Source organism: Streptomyces sp. NPDC030995 (assembly GCF_055571215.1).
Map to the genome: position 1 here is coordinate 524784 of NZ_JBVIFS010000001.1, position 14760 is coordinate 539543.

Below are 14760 nucleotides of genomic sequence, written 5' to 3' on the forward strand. Positions count from 1 at the left end.
GGGGTCTTATCCTTGTGTGGGTTTTGGGGGTTCGGCAAAACCCCCCTTTCTCCTTGGTTCTCCCAGCACCCTTTTTGGGGGTTTTTTTTTCGATCGGGCCGGGCTCGGCCTGATCGGCAAGACACCCCCTAGGGGCTGCCTTGCCCCTGGACGTCCGGGCCGCGGGATCCGAAGGGTCAGCGGCCCAGGTACTTCGGCGGCTGCTTCGCGAGGAAGGCCTGGACGGCGATGCCGTGGTCCTCGGAGGCCCCCGCACGGGTCTGGAGGGTGTCCTCGTGGGCCAGGGAGTCCGCGAGGGAGTGGGAGGCCCCGTACGCCAGGGACTCCTTCAGCGCGGCGTACGCGACCGTGGGGCCGGAGGCCAGCGCGCGGGCCACGGCCTCGGCCTCGGCGTGCAGCGAGTCCGAGGGCACCAGGCGGTTGACGATGCCGAGCTCGTACGCCTCCTGGGCCTTGACCGAGCGCGGGAAGAGCAGCAGGTCCGAGGCGCGGGAGGCGCCGATCAGGCGGGGCAGGGTCCACGAGACGCCGGAGTCGGCGGTCAGCGCCACCCCGGCGAACGAGGTGTTGAAGGAAGCGGTGTCGGCGACGACCCGGAAGTCCGCCGCCAGCGCGAAGCCGAAGCCCGCTCCGGCCGCGACGCCGTTCACCCCGGCCACCACCGGCTTCGGCATCTCGGTGAGCGCCCGCACGATCGGGTTGTAGTGGTCCGCGACCGTGGTCATGGTCAGCGAGGAGCCGGTCTCGCGGTCCGACGCGAGGTTCCCGATGTGCTCCTTGAGGTCCTGGCCCACGCAGAAGGCCCGGTTGCCGGCCGCGGTCAGCAGCACGGCCCGTACGGCGGTGTCCCCGGCCGCGGCCTGGACCGCGTCGCGCAGGGCGACCTTGGCCTCGGTGTTCATCGCGTTCATCGCGTCCGGACGGTTGATCGTGATGGTCGCGAGTCCGTCGGTCACTTCGTAGAGCACGCTGTCGGCCATGGCAGGGGGTCCCCCTTCGTCGCGGGCTTGGCTACCGGCCGGTACCGGCCGGTGCAAGGGCCAGCATGGCGGACCGGACGGGGCGCGCACATGTGATGTGTGTCAAAGAAAGCCGAGGGCGGTGGCGTGGTGCGGCGGCGAAGTATCGCAGGCGGGTCCCCGAAATGAGTGGTTTTGGCCGAGCGCGTTGCCCAAGCGTTCCCATGCGATGTTGGTCATCGGGTCCTGACATGCGGGATAATGGCTGGGAAGCAATGTGTTCGATGCCGGGTATTAGGCGCCTGAATGGGGCCGTCGGCTGACGATGAGCTGGTTTCAGGAAGGGGAACGAGCATGGCGGCCATGAAGCCGCGGACGGGCGACGGCCCGCTCGAGGTCACCAAGGAGGGGCGGGGCATCGTCATGCGCGTACCGCTCGAGGGCGGCGGTCGGCTTGTCGTCGAACTGACCCCTGATGAGGCGGACGCCCTGGGTGACGCCCTGAAGAAGGTCGTCGGCTAAGGCGCTGACAGCACTTCTCCACCTGCATTCTCTGCGCTGCCCCGACCGCGATCAGCGGCCGGGGCAGCGTTGTGTCGTGTTCGAGGACATGAGCCACTCCGGAGCCACGCCGTGACCTTCTCGCCGCCCGCGCCGCCCGCCTTCGCCGACTGCACCCCCCGCCAGAAGGCGGCCCGGGTCCTCTCGGACGCCCTGGCACCGGCGAACCTGGTCGTCGCCCTGCTCCTGCTCATCGGATGGCGCAGCACCGCCTCCTGGTCCGGCCTCGGCTGGGGCCTGCTCGCGGCCCTGTTCTGCGGAGTGGTCCCGATCGGCATCATCGCGTTCGGCGTCCGGCGCGGAGCGCTGACCGACCAGCACATCCGGGTGCGGCGCCAGCGGGTCCTGCCGATGGCGCTGAGCCTGGTCTCGGTCGCCGCCGGAATCACCCTCCTGTACGTACTCGGCGCCCCCCGGAACGTCTTCGCGCTCGTCGTCGCCATGCTGGTCGGGCTGGTCTCGTCCCTGCTGGTGACGGTCGGCTGGCAGATATCGATCCACATGTCGGTGGCCGGCGGCACGGTGATGATCCTGCTGCTCGTCTTCGGCCCGCCGGTCCTCCCCGCGGCCCTGATCGCCGCCGCCGTCGGCTGGTCCCGCCTGGTCCTCAAGGCGCACACGCCCGCGCAGCTCCTGGCCGGCACCGCGCTGGGCGGCACCGCGGCGCTCACCTACGCGCTCCTGAGCTGAGGCGGGGGCCTACGGGTCCAAGGACGCCCGCGCGGGCGTCCGTACGGGCTTCCGCGCGGGCTTCCGTGCGAGCCGGCGCGGGCTCAGCGGCGCACGGCGCAGAGCAGCCCGTCGCCCACCGGGAGCAGCGCGGCCTCCAAGGCGGGGCTCTCCCGGACGCTGCGCAGCAGCTCGCGGACCCGGAGCACCTCCACCGGCTGGGCCGCGGAGTCGACCGTACGGCCGTCGGAGAAGACTCCCTCGAAGCACACGAGTCCGCCGGGGCGCAGCAGCCGCAACGATTCAGCGAGGTAGTCGAGGGACTCGGACGGGTCCCCGTCGCAGAAGACGAGGTCGTATCCGCCGTCGGCGAGGCGGGGCAGCACGTCGAGGGCGCGGCCGGGGATGAAGCGGGCGCGGTTGCCCGCGAAGCCGGCGGCGCGGAAGGCCTGGCGGGCGAATGCCTGCCGGTCCGCTTCGGGATCCACCGTGGTCAGCACCCCGTCGGGGCGCATTCCGTGCAGGAGGTGGATGCCGGAGACGCCCGTTCCGGTGCCGATCTCGGCGACGGCCTTGGCGTCCGCGGTGGCGGCCAGCAGGCGCAGCGCGGCCCCGGTACCGGGGGAGACCGAGCGCAGGCCCGCTTCCCTGGACCGGTCGCGGGCCCATCGCAGAGCGTCGTCCTCGGCGACAAACGCGTCGGCGAACGCCCAGCTCGTCTGCCGGTTGCCGGTAATGACCCTCTCCTGTCCCCATAGTTGGCGCAACGGTGACTGTATCCGTTGACGCCGGGAACCCGCAGATGGGACCGGGCGTTGTGAGGGGTGGAGGCGGGATAAGAAGGGACGGTGCCGGGCAGATCGACGGCCGGGACCGCTCCGGGACCTAAGTCCCGCGTAAAGATACTGCAAAAATGCTTATCCGGAGCTGACAGAGGGGGTGGCTATGGTAGGGACTCCACTGGACACCACCAGAGCCGATAGGGGAGGTGCGGCTGCGCCTGTGGATCGTGGGGGCGTGTTGAGACGCCTCTTCTGGTCGGCGGGTGAGCCGAAATCCGTGACCTACATTGCTGACCGCTTCCACACCGCAGACACCGCAACCACCGCGACCTTTGCCGCCGATGCGGGCTCCCAGGCGTGGACGCCTCCCTCATGGGAGGAGATCGTCAGCACGCACAGCGCGCGGGTCTACCGCCTTGCCTACCGTCTGACGGGTAACCAGCACGATGCCGAGGACCTGACCCAAGAGGTCTTCGTCCGGGTCTTCCGGTCGCTGTCCACGTACACGCCCGGCACCTTCGAGGGCTGGCTGCACCGCATCACCACGAACCTGTTCCTGGACATGGTCCGGCGCAAGCAGCGGATCCGCTTCGACGCGCTCGCCGACGACGCCGCCGAGCGGCTGCCGAGCCGCGAGCCGTCCCCGCAGCAGGTGCTGCACGACACCCACTTCGACGCGGACGTGCAGCAGGCGCTGGACACCCTCGCGCCCGAGTTCCGCGCCGCCGTGGTGCTGTGCGACATCGAGGGCCTGTCGTACGAGGAGATCGCCGCCACGCTCGGCGTGAAGCTCGGCACCGTGCGCAGCCGTATCCACCGGGGCCGTTCGCACCTGCGCAAGGCGCTCAAGCACCGGTCTCCCGAGGCCCGCGCCGAGCAGCGCGCGCTGGCGGGGGTGGCGATGGGTGCGCCCGGCGCCGGGGGAGAGGGCGGAGCCGAGTGAGCGGAGTCAGTCCGTCTCCTGCCGAACAGCACCTGGGCGACCGACTCGCCGCCCTGGTGGACGGGGAGCTGAAACACGACGCGCGCGAGCGGGTCCTGGCCCACCTGGCGACGTGCGCCAAGTGCAAGGCCGAGGCCGACGCGCAGCGCCGCCTGAAGACCATGTTCGTGGAGAGCGCACCGCCGCCGCTGTCCGCAGGGCTGCTGGCGCGGCTCCAGGGGCTGCCCGGAGGCGACCCCGACGGTCCGTCCGGGCCCGGGGGTCCGCAGGGTCCCGCCGGCCCGCAGGGCGCCGATCCCTTCGAGGCGTTCGCGTACGGGCTGCCGGTGCCCGCCCGGCCGCAGCAGCAGGGTTTCCGCATCCACGAAGTGGGCCGTCCGCGCCGCAGGTTCGCCTTCGTCGCCGCCGGAGCCGTCTCGCTGGCCGCGCTCGCGCTGGGCGGCGCGATGCCGCTGGAGGGCGTGGAACCGAACGCCGGGGGCGGTGCCCCCGCGTCCCGGCCCGGCCCCGTCGTGCCCATGGCCGACGCGGTGGTCCGTGAGGGCCTGCCCACCCCGGCGGCCGTCCCGACCCTCCTGCCGACCGTGGCGACCCTCCCGCCGCTGAACCCCGCCCCGCCGAGCCCGGCCCGCCCGGTCTCCCTGCTGCGCTGAGCAAGGGGGTGTCCTCCCGATCCGGCATGACCGGGAAGACACCCCCTGAGACCTGATTGAATCGGCGGCACATGCGCATAGGTACGCGGGGAGCGCCCATGGCCGACAGGCAGCAGACCGATCCGGCTCCGCAGTGGTGGAGCCGGCCCGAGGGCACGGCCGACAGCCGCCGCGAAGGGGTCCCGGCCCCCCGGCCCGAGGGCGGGCCCGAGGACACGGCGCCGGACCAGGAGACCCCCGCCCGCGCGGTGCGGTACGACCCCTGGGGCGAGCAGCCCCTCCAAGTCGTCGACCGGGGCAGGGAGCGGCGCGGGTTCCGGCTGTGGCAGGTGGCGGCCCTCAGCGCCGGAACCGCCCTGCTCGCCGGTGGCGTCGGAGGCTACCTCGGCGTGCTCGCCGAGCGGCAGAGCAGCACCCGGCTGGAACTGCCCCAGGCCGCCGTGGCCGACAAGGGCCGGGCCCCCGACAGCGTGGCCGGCATCGCGGCCACCGCGCTCCCGGGCGTGGTGACCCTGCACGTGCGGGGCGAGAAGGGCGGCGGGACGGGTACCGGCTTCGTACTCGACCAGCAGGGGCACATCCTGACCAACAACCACGTGGTCGCCGACTCCAAGGAGATAGCGGTCACCTTCAGTACGGGCGAGAGCGTCACCGCCGAACTGGTGGGCCGCGATTCCGGGTACGACCTGGCCGTGGTCAAGGTCAGCGGGGTGCGGGGGCTCCGGCCGCTGAGCCTGGGGAACTCCGAGAACGTGAAGGTCGGCGACCCGGTGGTGGCCATCGGAGCGCCCTTCGACCTGTCGAACACCGTCACCGCGGGCATCATCAGCGCCACCGGCCGGCCCGTCACCGCGGGCGGGGACAAGGGCGACGGCAGCGACATCAGCTACGTCGACGCCCTGCAGACCGACGCCCCCATCAACCCCGGGAACTCCGGCGGCCCCCTCCTCGACGCCAAGGCCCACGTGGTCGGCATCAACAGCGCGATCCGCGGAGCCGACAAGGACGATCCCACCCGGCAGGGCGGCTCCATCGGACTCGGCTTCGCCATCCCCATCAACCAGGGCAAGCGGGTCGCCGAGGAGCTCATCCGCACCGGCCGCGCCACGCACCCCGTCATCGGGGTCACCCTCGACATGGACTACACGGGCGACGGAGCCCGGGTCGGGGACAAGGGCGAGGACGGCAAGCCGTCCGTGATCGCGGACGGGCCCGGCGCGCGCGCCGGGATCAAGGCGGGCGACGTGATCACCAAGGTGGACGGCCAGCGCGTACGCGGCGGCGACGAGCTGATCATCAAGATCCGTGCCCACCGCCCGGGTGATCCGCTGACCCTCACGGTGCTCCGCGAGGGCCGGGAACGCACGCTGGAAGTCGTCCTCGGATCGGCGAACGGCTCATGAGCACCGGATGACAGGCGGGTGAAACCACCACGGAGGCGGTACGCAGGTATGGGCGCGCGGACAACGCCGGGTACCGTGTGTCGGGGCCCGAAGTGATAGAGAGCCGAGGAGCGGCAAGGTGTTCAACGACATAGGCGCACTCGAACTTGTCACGATCGTGGTTCTCGGCATTCTCATCTTCGGCCCGGACAAGCTGCCCAAGGTCATTCAGGACATCACCGGTGTCATCCGGAAGATCCGCGCGTTCTCCGACAGTGCGAAGCAAGACATCCGCTCCGAACTCGGGCCCGAGTTCAAGGACTTCGAGTTCGAGGACCTGAATCCGAAGACCTTCATCCGCAAGCAGCTCACGGAGAACGAGGACCTCAAGGAGCTCCGCAGCAGCTTCGATCTCCGCAAGGAGCTGAACGAGGTCAGCGACGCCGTCAACGGCACCGAGACCGCCCCCGCCCCGGCCTCCCCGTCAGCGGCCGCCACGCCGGCCGGCAGCGGGCCCGACCTGGTGAAGAAGCCCGCCGCCCCGGCCCAGGACCAGCGCGCACGCTTCGACGCCGACGCCACCTAGGGGCGACTTTCCGATCAGGCCGGACCCGGAAGACACCCCCTACGCTCAGCCTGCCCGGCGATCCGGGGTCGGATGGCTATCCTCCATCTGTCCGGACCGACGACGCCCGAGGGTGGGGGTCCCCCCAGCGAAGCGAGGGGGAGGGCCGTTCCGGACCCCACGGAACGAGAGGCCGCCCAGATGGAGACGACGAGCAGTAGCCGGGTAGGGGCGCAGACCGCCGAAGCACCCGCCGACGCGCCCGCGCAAGACCCGCAGACCAGCCCGCAGACCCCGACGCAGCAGCCGCAGGAGGGCACCGCTCCCGTGCCGGCTGCCCGCCGGACCGCCGAGGGGTTCCTGGCGGCCGACTTCCCCTGGTACGGGCTGGACGGGGCCTTCACCGGCCCCCGCTGGCTCATGCAGGTCGGCACCGCCGCGGACGGCACGGTGGAGCACGGCTCCACCGGCCACGGCGACGAGCCCTCCGCCCGGGGCGAGATCGCCACCGGCGAGAAGGAGCGCTTCGCGGTGGTCATCACCGTGGCGAGCAACCCGCTGCGCCGCAGCGGCGACGGCACCGGCGTCCTGGAGGCCACCTCGGTCTCCTCGGCGGCCTGGCTCGCCGGCTCCGGGCTGCTGGCCTACAGCTGGCCCGGGCAGATGGACCACTCCCTGCGCGACGACTGGCTGGACCAGCAGACCGAGGCCGCGTGGGAACTCGCCGACGATCTGGGCGGGGAGGACTGGTCGACGCTGTCGCTGCCGGTGGACGGGGAACCGACGCCCTTCCACTACCGCGAGTCGGAGTTCGGGTGGGTGCTCGCCGGCTCCACCGGGAGCGGGGTTCACCTGGGTGCCTACGGGCGCGGGATGAGCGCGTACGGCCTCGGGTTCTCGGCGATCGCCGACCTGGCGACGTACGAGTAACCGGGCACGGGAAAGGGCACCGCCGACCGGCGGTGCCCTTCGCTCAGAACTGGTTCCGGTTGCTCAGAACTTGTTCCGGGGCGTGATGCCCAGGGACATGCCCGAGAGGCCGCGGGCGCGGCCGCCCAGCTTGCCCGCGATCGAGCGCAGGGCCGCACCGGCCGGGGAGTCCGGGTCGGACAGGACGACCGGCTTGCCCTCGTCGCCGCCCTCGCGCAGCCGTACGTCGATCGGGATCGAGCCCAGCACCGGGACCGTCGCGCCGACCGTCTTGGTGAGGCCGTCGGCGACCTTCTGGCCACCGCCCGAGCCGAAGACGTCCACCATCTCGTCGCAGTGCGGGCACGGCAGGCCCGACATGTTCTCGACGACGCCGACGATCTTCTGGTGGGTCTGCACGGCGATCGAGCCGGCCCGCTCCGCGACCTCGGCCGCGGCCTGCTGCGGGGTGGTGACGACCAGGATCTCGGCGTTCGGCACCAGCTGGGCCACCGAGATCGCGATGTCACCCGTACCCGGCGGCAGGTCCAGCAGCAGCACGTCCAGGTCGCCCCAGTACACGTCCGCCAGGAACTGCTGGAGGGCCCGGTGCAGCATCGGACCGCGCCACACCACCGGGGCGTTGCCCGGGGTGAACATGCCGATGGAGATGACCTTCACGCCGTGCGCGGAGGGCGGCATGATCATGTTCTCGACCTGGGTCGGACGGCCGTCCACACCCAGCATGCGCGGCACGCTGTGGCCGTAGATGTCCGCGTCGACCACGCCGACCTTCAGGCCGTCCGCCGCCATCGCCGCGGCCAGGTTGACCGTGACCGAGGACTTGCCGACGCCGCCCTTGCCCGACGCGACCGCGTACACACGGGTCAGCGAGCCCGGCTTGGCGAAGGGCACCTCGCGCTCGGCGGTGCCGCCGCGCAGCGAGGCCGCCAGCTCCTTGCGCTGCTCGTCGCTCATCACGTCCAGCGTGACGGCGACCGAGGTGACGCCCGCGACCTTCTCGACGGCCTGGGTGACGAGCTGGGTGATGGTGTCGCGCATGGGACAGCCCGACACGGTCAGGTAGACCGTGACGGCGACCGCGCCGCCGTCACCGATCTCCACCGATTTGACCATGCCGAGCTCGGTGATCGGCCGGTGGATCTCGGGGTCGTTCACCGTCGCCAGCGCATCCAGGATCGCGTCCTGCTCAGGCACGGCGGCGGAGCTTGTGTCGGTAGCCATGCCCCGATGGTACGGCTCGGTAGCAGGGCTCGGGGAAGCCCGTCAGCGGTCGCCTTCGTCACGTTCCGCGGGGAATAGCCGCCGCTCGTCCATCTCCTTGATCAGGTCCTGGAACTCGGACCTGATCCAGTCGCGCGTGGCGACCTCGCCCAGACCCATTCGCAGGGCGGCGATTTCCCGGGTCAGGTACTCGGTGTCGGCGATGGAGCGCTCGTTCTGCTTGCGGTCCTGCTCCAGGTTGACCCGGTCGCGGTCGTCCTGCCGGTTCTGCGCGAGCAGGATCAGCGGAGCGGCGTAGGAGGCCTGGAGCGACAGCATCAGCGTCAGGAAGATGAACGGGTACTTGTCGAAGCGCAGGTCGTCCGGGGCGAAGATGTTCCACAACACCCAGACGATGATGACGATCGTCATCCAGACGATGAACCGGCCCGTGCCGAGGAACCGCGCCACCCGCTCCGAGAGCCGCCCGAAGGCCTCCGGGTCGTACTCGGGCAGCAGCCGGCGCCGCGCGGGCCGCGGCAGGTCCAGCCGGACCCTCGACCGCGTCAGCGCGCTCGCCCCGGTGCTCGGCCCCGACTTCCCGGCGCGCTCGGCGGAACGCTCCGCCGCTTCCGCGGCCAGCCCCTGCTCGCGCGCTTGCATCCGCGCCTGCTCGCGCCGCTCCCGGATCTGCTCCCGGCGCCGCTCGCGCGCCTGCTCGCCGCGCCCCCGCTCGAAGCGCCCTCGTTCAGTGCCCACGCACGGCCTCCTCGGAATGGAAGTCCGTCTCGCGCCAGTCGTCCGGCAGCAGGTGGTCCAGTACGTCGTCCACCGTCACCGCGCCGAGCAGCGAGCCGCTCTCGTCGACCACCGGCACCGCGACCATGTTGTAGGCGGCGAGGTGGGTGGTCACCGCGGGCAGCGAGGCGTCCGGCCGCAGCGGCGGGAGGTCCGTGTCCACGATCGAGCTGACCAGCGTGAACGGCGGGTCGCGCAGCAGCCGCTGGAAGTGCACGGTGCCCAGGTACTTGCCCGTCGGCGTCTCGTCCGGGGGCCGGCACACGTACACCTGCGCCGCCAGCGCCGGCGACAGGTCCGCCTGCCGTACGCGGGCCAGCGCGTCCGCGACGGTCGCGTCCGGCCGCAGCACGATCGGCTCGGTGGTCATCAGCCCGCCGGCGGTGTTCTCCTCGTAGGACAGCAGACGGCGCACGTCGGCCGCGTCGTCCGGCTGCATCAGCGTCAGCAGCCGCTCCTTGTCGTCCTCCGGCAGCTCGGAGAGCAGGTCGGCAGCGTCGTCCGGGTCCATCGCCTCCAGGACGTCCGCGGCGCGCTCCTCCTTCAGCTTCCCGAGGATCTCCACCTGCTCGTCCTCGGGCAGCTCCTCCAGCACGTCCGCGAGCCGGTCGTCGTCGAGGGCGTTGGCCACCTCGGCGCGCCGCTTCGGCGTCAGGTGGTGCAGGACGTTCGCCACGTCGGCCGGGCGCATCTGCTCGAAGGTGGCGACCAGGTTCTCGGCGCCCTGCCCGTGCTCCTCCAGCGAGAACCCCGTCACCGCCGACCACTCCACGGTCAGGGTCTCGCCGCGTCGGCGCAGCGCACCCGACTTGCCCTTCCGTACGAAGATCCGGTCGATCTCCCAGTCCCGGCGGGCCGGCAGCTGCTGGATGGCGACGTCCAGGACGGTGACTTCCTCGGCGCTGGCGACCAGCGTGACGCGCCGGTCCAGCAGTTCGCCCAGGACGAGGCGTTCCGTGGGGCGCTGCTCGAAGCGCCGCATGTTGATGACACCGGTGGTGATGACCTGCCCCGACTCCACGCCCGTGACCCGGGTCATCGGCAGGAAGATCCGGCGACGGCTGACCACCTCGACGACCAGGCCCAGCAACCGCGGCGGCCGGCCGCCGACGCGCAGCATCGCGACGAGGTCGCGGACGCGGCCGACCTGGTCGCCGTTGGGATCGAAGACGGGGACACCCGACAGATGCGAGACGAAGATCCGCGGGGCGCCTGCAACCATCCGAGCGCCTCCTTGAGTGTCGATCAACAGTCGTGCCGACCTCAATCTAGCCCGTGCCGCCGGAAAGCGTCCTGGTGGGCGGTCCGCCCGGGGCCCGGCGGAGCCCCCCGCGTCAGCCGGGGCGCGGTCGCGGGAGGCGGCGGACGGCCGGGTACGCTGCCTGCTGCTTGCAGACGACCGACGAGAGGCACGGCCCGTGACCGCCTACTTCCCTGCCGCGCGGCTGCGCCGGGCCGCCTTGATCGGTGCGCTGTGCGCGAGCCTCGCCGTCACCGGTACGGGCTGCGGGGACGACCCCGACGAGGGCACGAACGGCGTCGGCAAGCTCTCCGCCGACAAGATCGAGGCGAAGGCGAAGGCGGCCGCAGCGGAGGCCGAGTCGGTGCACCTGTCCGGCACGCTGGTGAGCGGGGGCAAGTCCTTCACCGTCGACATGCGGCTGAAGTCGGACGGCGGTTCCGGTGAGGTGAAGTCGAAGGACGACACCTTCCAGCTGCTGCGGGTGGGGGAGCAGCTCTACCTGAAGGCGAGCGCGGCGTTCTGGGGCCAGTCCGATTCGGCCGGCAAGCTCGGCGACAAGTACGTGAAGGTGCCCGAGGCCGACCCCTCGTACAAGCAGTTCCGCGGCTTCACCGACATGGACGTGCTGCTGGACGGGCTGCTCGGCCTGGAGGGCAAGCTCGCCAAGGGCTCCTACACCAAGGTCGGGCACACCCGCGCGGTCCAGGTCACGGCGGACGAGGGCAAGGGCGGCAAGCTCTCGGTGTCCCTGGAGGGGACCCCGTACCCGCTGGTCATGGAGCGCGCGGGCGGCGCGGGCCGGGTGGAACTCGCGGAGTGGGGCAAGGCGTTCCCGCTGGACCCGCCGGCGCAGGACCAGACGGTCGACTACGGGTCGCAGCTGCCGACGACCAAGGATCAGGGCGGCGGCTCCGCCCCGGCCCCCTCCAAGGGCTCCGGCCAGGGAGCCAACCCGACTAAGCCGTAGCCCTGCGGGGCGGGGCGGGGCGGGGAGCACGGCCGGTCGCGGCGGGCCGCCCGCGGTGAATGGGGCCGTTGCCCTCCCGGGCCGGGTCGGGGCGGGGCCGGTTGCGACGGGGCCGGGCGCGCGCCGGGGCGTCTCCTCGGGCGCCGAACGTGGCGAGGGGTCGGGGGGTGCGGCGGTGTTGTGTTCGGCGCCCTGCGGGGACGCCCCGGCACACACCGACCCCGCCACAACCGGCGGCTGTCTCAGCCCCGCGGGACAAATCCAGCCCTGCCGGGTAAATCCAGCCTGCCGGGTAAATCCAGCCTCACGGGGCAAATCCAGCTCCGCGGGGGCAAATCCGGCTCCGCTCGGCCAAATCCAGCCTCGCCGGCGTTTGAGGCGCGGGGTCTGGGGCGGAGCCCCAGGTGTGTGAGCCCCGCCGGCGATGGAGACGCGGGTGCCCGTGCGGCGTTGCGGTCGGCGCCCCGGCACACACCCGGCGGGCCCTAGCTTCCGGCGCGCTTCTTGCGCTTCAGGAGCAGCTTCGGCAGGTGCGCCGGGATCGGGCGGCGGGTGATCGCCGGGGAGGGGAGGGGGGCGGCCGCCAGCGAGCCGCCGGGCAGGGCGGCGACCGACTGCGGCTCCAAGCGCAGCAGTCGGCACTCGCGGGCCCAGCGTTCGGTCATGTCCTCCGAGTCGGGCGCGTTCAGCCGCTTGCCCTTGAGCTCGGCGACCGCCGCCGCCCACTCCTCGCCGCGGGGCGGGAGCTCCCGTACCGTCGCCGTCCAGGCCACCAGCCGGCCGCCCTTGTCCTTGCTCCGCACGGTCACCTCGCAGGCCGCGCCGTCCGCCAGCCCCGGGAACGGCTGCTCGCCGGGCCCGTCGCCCAGCACGTGGGCCGCGCCGTCCACCCAGGCGTGCCACAGGGCGCGGTCGGCCTCGGAGCCTTGGACCCAGATCAGGCCGGACTTCTTGGTGGCCTCCTCGACGAGGGCCAGGTCGAGCGTGCTGAGAGTCATGCGGACAGCGTAAGACACCCCTCTAGAGCCAGCCGTGGCGGCGCAGGGCGCGGTGGATGGTGAAGCAGATGCCGACGATCGAGGCCATCACCATCGGATAGCCGTACTTCCACTGGAGCTCGGGCATGTGCTCGAAGTTCATCCCGTACACCCCGCAGATCATCGTCGGCACGGCGATGATCGCCGCCCAGGAGGTGATCTTGCGCATGTCCTCGTTCTGGGCGACCGTCGCCTGCGCGAGGTTGGCCTGGAGGATCGAGTTCAGCAGCTCGTCGAAGCCCACCACCTGCTCGTGCACCCGCGCCAGGTGGTCGGCGACGTCCCGGAAGTACTTCTGGATGGCCGGGTCCACCAGCCGCATCGGCCGTTCGCTCAGCAGCTCCATCGGACGCAGCAGCGGCGCGACCGCCCGCTTGAACTCCAGTACCTCGCGCTTGAGCTGGTAGATGCGGCCCGCGTCGCCGCCGCGCGCACTGCCCTTGGCCGGGGCGGCGAAGACCTCGCTCTCCACCTCGTCGATGTCGTCCTGTACCGCCGCCGCGACCGCGATGTACCCGTCGACGACGTGGTCGGCGATGGAGTGCAGGACCGCCGAGGGGCCCCTGGAGAGCAGGTCGGGGTCGTCCTGGAGGCGGTGCCGCAGCCCCTTGAGGGAGCCCTGGCCGCCGTGCCGCACGGTGATGACGAAGTCGGGGCCGGTGAAGCACATCACCTCGCCGGTCTCCACCACCTCGCTGGTGGCGGTCAGTTCCGCGTGCTCCACGTAGTGGATCGTCTTGAAGACGGTGAAGAGGGTGTCGTCGTAGCGCTCCAGCTTCGGCCGCTGGTGCGCGTGCACCGCGTCCTCCACGGCCAGCGGGTGCAGACCGAAGGTGGCGGCGATCCCCGCGAACTCGGCCTCGGTCGGCTCGTGCAGGCCGATCCAGGCGAAACCGCCGTCCTCGCGGACCCTGCGCATCGCCTCACGCGGCGTCAGACAGGCGGGTCCGAGCGCCCGCCGGCCGTCGCGGTACACGGCGCAGTCGACCACCGCGCTGCTCGCCGAGGGGTCGCGGGTGGTGTCGTAGCCGGGCTGTGCCGGGGAGGACTTGCGCAGGGACGGACGGACGGCCGCACGCAGGTAGGGCAGCATCGACATGGCAGGCTCCTTCGCGCGCACGGCTGCGGACCGTACGGGTGGGAGACCTTCCGGTGCTGTGGGCAGGCAGGCCCGGACAGCCGGAAGGAACAGGACGGGAGGACAAAACGTTCTGCCGTCGCTCTTCTACTGATCAGAAGATCACAGGGGGCGGGAGTCGCCCGGCATGGAAGCGGAAGAGCGATTGGTACTGCACGATCGACTTCGATCCATCGCAGCCCCACCTCCTCCGGCCGGTCCCCCGTAGGGGACGTCCTGTCGTCCGGAGCCTTGAAACAACGCTTCTGCGTGCGGCCCGAACCAGCTGTCAACACTATCAGCCGACGGATGGTCAAGACCCGCCCTTTACCCGGCTGATACGAGTTCTATGCTCCATCCATGGCAGAAATTCTGGCCCTCGTCGAGTCCCGGCTGCGCACCGCGTTCGGTGACCCCGACGCCCGCGCCGCCGTCACCTTCCTGGGCACCGACCGCATCGAGGTACTCCGCTTCGCCGAGGGCGACCTCGTGCGGTACGCGACCCTCGGGATGTCCGCGCACCCGATGACCGATCCGACCGCCGTGGTCGCCGACCCCGTACGGGGACCGCGCGCCGAGCTGGTCCTGACCGTACGGGCCGGGCTGGCGGCCACCGACAAGCTGCTCAGGCCGCTCGCGGTGCTGGCCGCGTCCCCTCAGGTCGAGGGGCTGATCGTGGCGCCCGGAGCCTCGCTGGACGTGGGCGGGCCGCTCTGGGACGGGGCGCCCTTCAGCTCCGTCCTGGTGGCGGAACCGGGCGGGCTGGTAGAGGACTTGGAGCTGGACGAGCCCATGGACCCGGTGCGGTTCCTGCCGCTCCTGCCGATGACGGCGAACGAGGCCGCGTGGAAGCGCGTGCACGGCGCGGCCGCCCTCCAGGAGCGCTGGCTCGCGCGCGGGACGGACCTGCGGGACCCCCTGCGCAGCGCCGTCGCGCTCGACTGACGGGAC

General features: G+C 71.8%; 16 protein-coding genes. 9 read left to right on the forward strand and 7 right to left on the reverse strand.

Annotated features, from left to right (window positions below; genetic code table 11):
* Positions 1-176: 176 nt before the first annotated feature.
* A complete protein-coding gene (chcB, locus tag ACZ45T_RS02655; RefSeq protein ID WP_468436684.1) occupies positions 177-980 on the reverse strand; it encodes a 2-cyclohexenylcarbonyl CoA isomerase in 804 nt (267 codons plus the stop codon).
* Positions 981-1313: 333 nt separating this feature from the next.
* Between chcB and ACZ45T_RS02660 the strand changes: the two genes are divergently transcribed.
* Complete coding sequence (locus ACZ45T_RS02660; RefSeq protein ID WP_003966491.1) at positions 1314-1481, forward strand: DUF3117 domain-containing protein; 168 nt, start codon at positions 1314-1316, stop codon at positions 1479-1481.
* A gap of 111 nt (positions 1482-1592) precedes the next feature.
* A complete protein-coding gene (locus ACZ45T_RS02665) occupies positions 1593-2210 on the forward strand; it encodes a hypothetical protein (RefSeq protein ID WP_468436686.1) in 618 nt (205 codons plus the stop codon).
* 83 nt (positions 2211-2293) lie between these two features.
* Here ACZ45T_RS02665 and ACZ45T_RS02670 read toward each other — a convergent pair whose 3' ends face one another.
* The gene (locus ACZ45T_RS02670) at positions 2294-2956 is read right to left on the reverse strand and encodes an O-methyltransferase (protein ID WP_030385883.1); all 663 of its coding nucleotides are present in this window, start codon (positions 2954-2956) and stop codon (positions 2294-2296) included.
* Between the two features lie 178 nt (positions 2957-3134).
* Here ACZ45T_RS02670 and sigE point away from each other — a divergent pair, with 178 nt between their 5' ends.
* From sigE to ACZ45T_RS02695, 5 genes are all read left to right on the forward strand, one after another.
* Positions 3135-3914: an RNA polymerase sigma factor SigE gene (gene sigE, locus ACZ45T_RS02675; protein ID WP_468436688.1), complete on the forward strand. Its 780-nt coding sequence runs from the start codon at positions 3135-3137 to the stop codon at positions 3912-3914.
* Positions 3911-4567, forward strand: coding sequence for a zf-HC2 domain-containing protein (locus ACZ45T_RS02680; protein ID WP_468436690.1), 657 nt, complete (start codon positions 3911-3913; stop codon positions 4565-4567). Before sigE ends, ACZ45T_RS02680 begins: the two co-directional genes overlap by 4 nt.
* Before the next feature lie 98 nt (positions 4568-4665).
* Positions 4666-5970: a S1C family serine protease gene (locus ACZ45T_RS02685; RefSeq protein ID WP_468436692.1), complete on the forward strand. Its 1305-nt coding sequence runs from the start codon at positions 4666-4668 to the stop codon at positions 5968-5970.
* Positions 5971-6088: 118 nt separating this feature from the next.
* Positions 6089-6535, forward strand: coding sequence for a sec-independent translocase (locus tag ACZ45T_RS02690; protein WP_468436694.1), 447 nt, complete (start codon positions 6089-6091; stop codon positions 6533-6535).
* A 180-nt stretch (positions 6536-6715) separates the two neighbouring features.
* Entirely contained in the window at positions 6716-7444 is a 729-nt protein-coding gene (locus ACZ45T_RS02695) for a hypothetical protein (RefSeq protein WP_468436696.1), read from the forward strand.
* A gap of 63 nt (positions 7445-7507) precedes the next feature.
* Here the strand turns inward: ACZ45T_RS02695 and ACZ45T_RS02700 are convergent, their stop codons facing one another.
* The 3 genes from ACZ45T_RS02700 to ACZ45T_RS02710 form a co-directional block, all read right to left on the reverse strand.
* On the reverse strand, positions 7508-8668 hold the full coding sequence (locus tag ACZ45T_RS02700; RefSeq protein ID WP_468436698.1) for an Mrp/NBP35 family ATP-binding protein: 1161 nt from the start codon (positions 8666-8668) through the stop codon (positions 7508-7510).
* 42 nt (positions 8669-8710) lie between these two features.
* Complete coding sequence (locus ACZ45T_RS02705) at positions 8711-9310, reverse strand: DUF1003 domain-containing protein (RefSeq protein WP_468437012.1); 600 nt, start codon at positions 9308-9310, stop codon at positions 8711-8713.
* Positions 9311-9395: 85 nt separating this feature from the next.
* Positions 9396-10667 carry a magnesium transporter MgtE N-terminal domain-containing protein gene (locus ACZ45T_RS02710; RefSeq protein WP_468436700.1) on the reverse strand — a complete coding sequence of 424 codons (1272 nt, stop codon included), beginning with the start codon at positions 10665-10667 and terminating at the stop codon, positions 9396-9398.
* A 196-nt stretch (positions 10668-10863) separates the two neighbouring features.
* Between ACZ45T_RS02710 and ACZ45T_RS02715 the strand changes: the two genes are divergently transcribed.
* Entirely contained in the window at positions 10864-11655 is a 792-nt protein-coding gene (locus ACZ45T_RS02715; RefSeq protein WP_468436702.1) for a hypothetical protein, read from the forward strand.
* A gap of 485 nt (positions 11656-12140) precedes the next feature.
* Here ACZ45T_RS02715 and ACZ45T_RS02720 read toward each other — a convergent pair whose 3' ends face one another.
* Together ACZ45T_RS02720 and ACZ45T_RS02725 are read right to left on the reverse strand one after the other, a co-directional pair.
* On the reverse strand, positions 12141-12653 hold the full coding sequence (locus ACZ45T_RS02720; RefSeq protein ID WP_468436704.1) for a hypothetical protein: 513 nt from the start codon (positions 12651-12653) through the stop codon (positions 12141-12143).
* Positions 12654-12675: 22 nt separating this feature from the next.
* Entirely contained in the window at positions 12676-13791 is a 1116-nt protein-coding gene (locus ACZ45T_RS02725; RefSeq protein WP_468436706.1) for a magnesium and cobalt transport protein CorA, read from the reverse strand.
* Positions 13792-14169: 378 nt separating this feature from the next.
* Between ACZ45T_RS02725 and ACZ45T_RS02730 the strand changes: the two genes are divergently transcribed.
* Entirely contained in the window at positions 14170-14754 is a 585-nt protein-coding gene (locus ACZ45T_RS02730) for a suppressor of fused domain protein (RefSeq protein WP_468436708.1), read from the forward strand.
* Positions 14755-14760 lie beyond the last annotated feature (6 nt).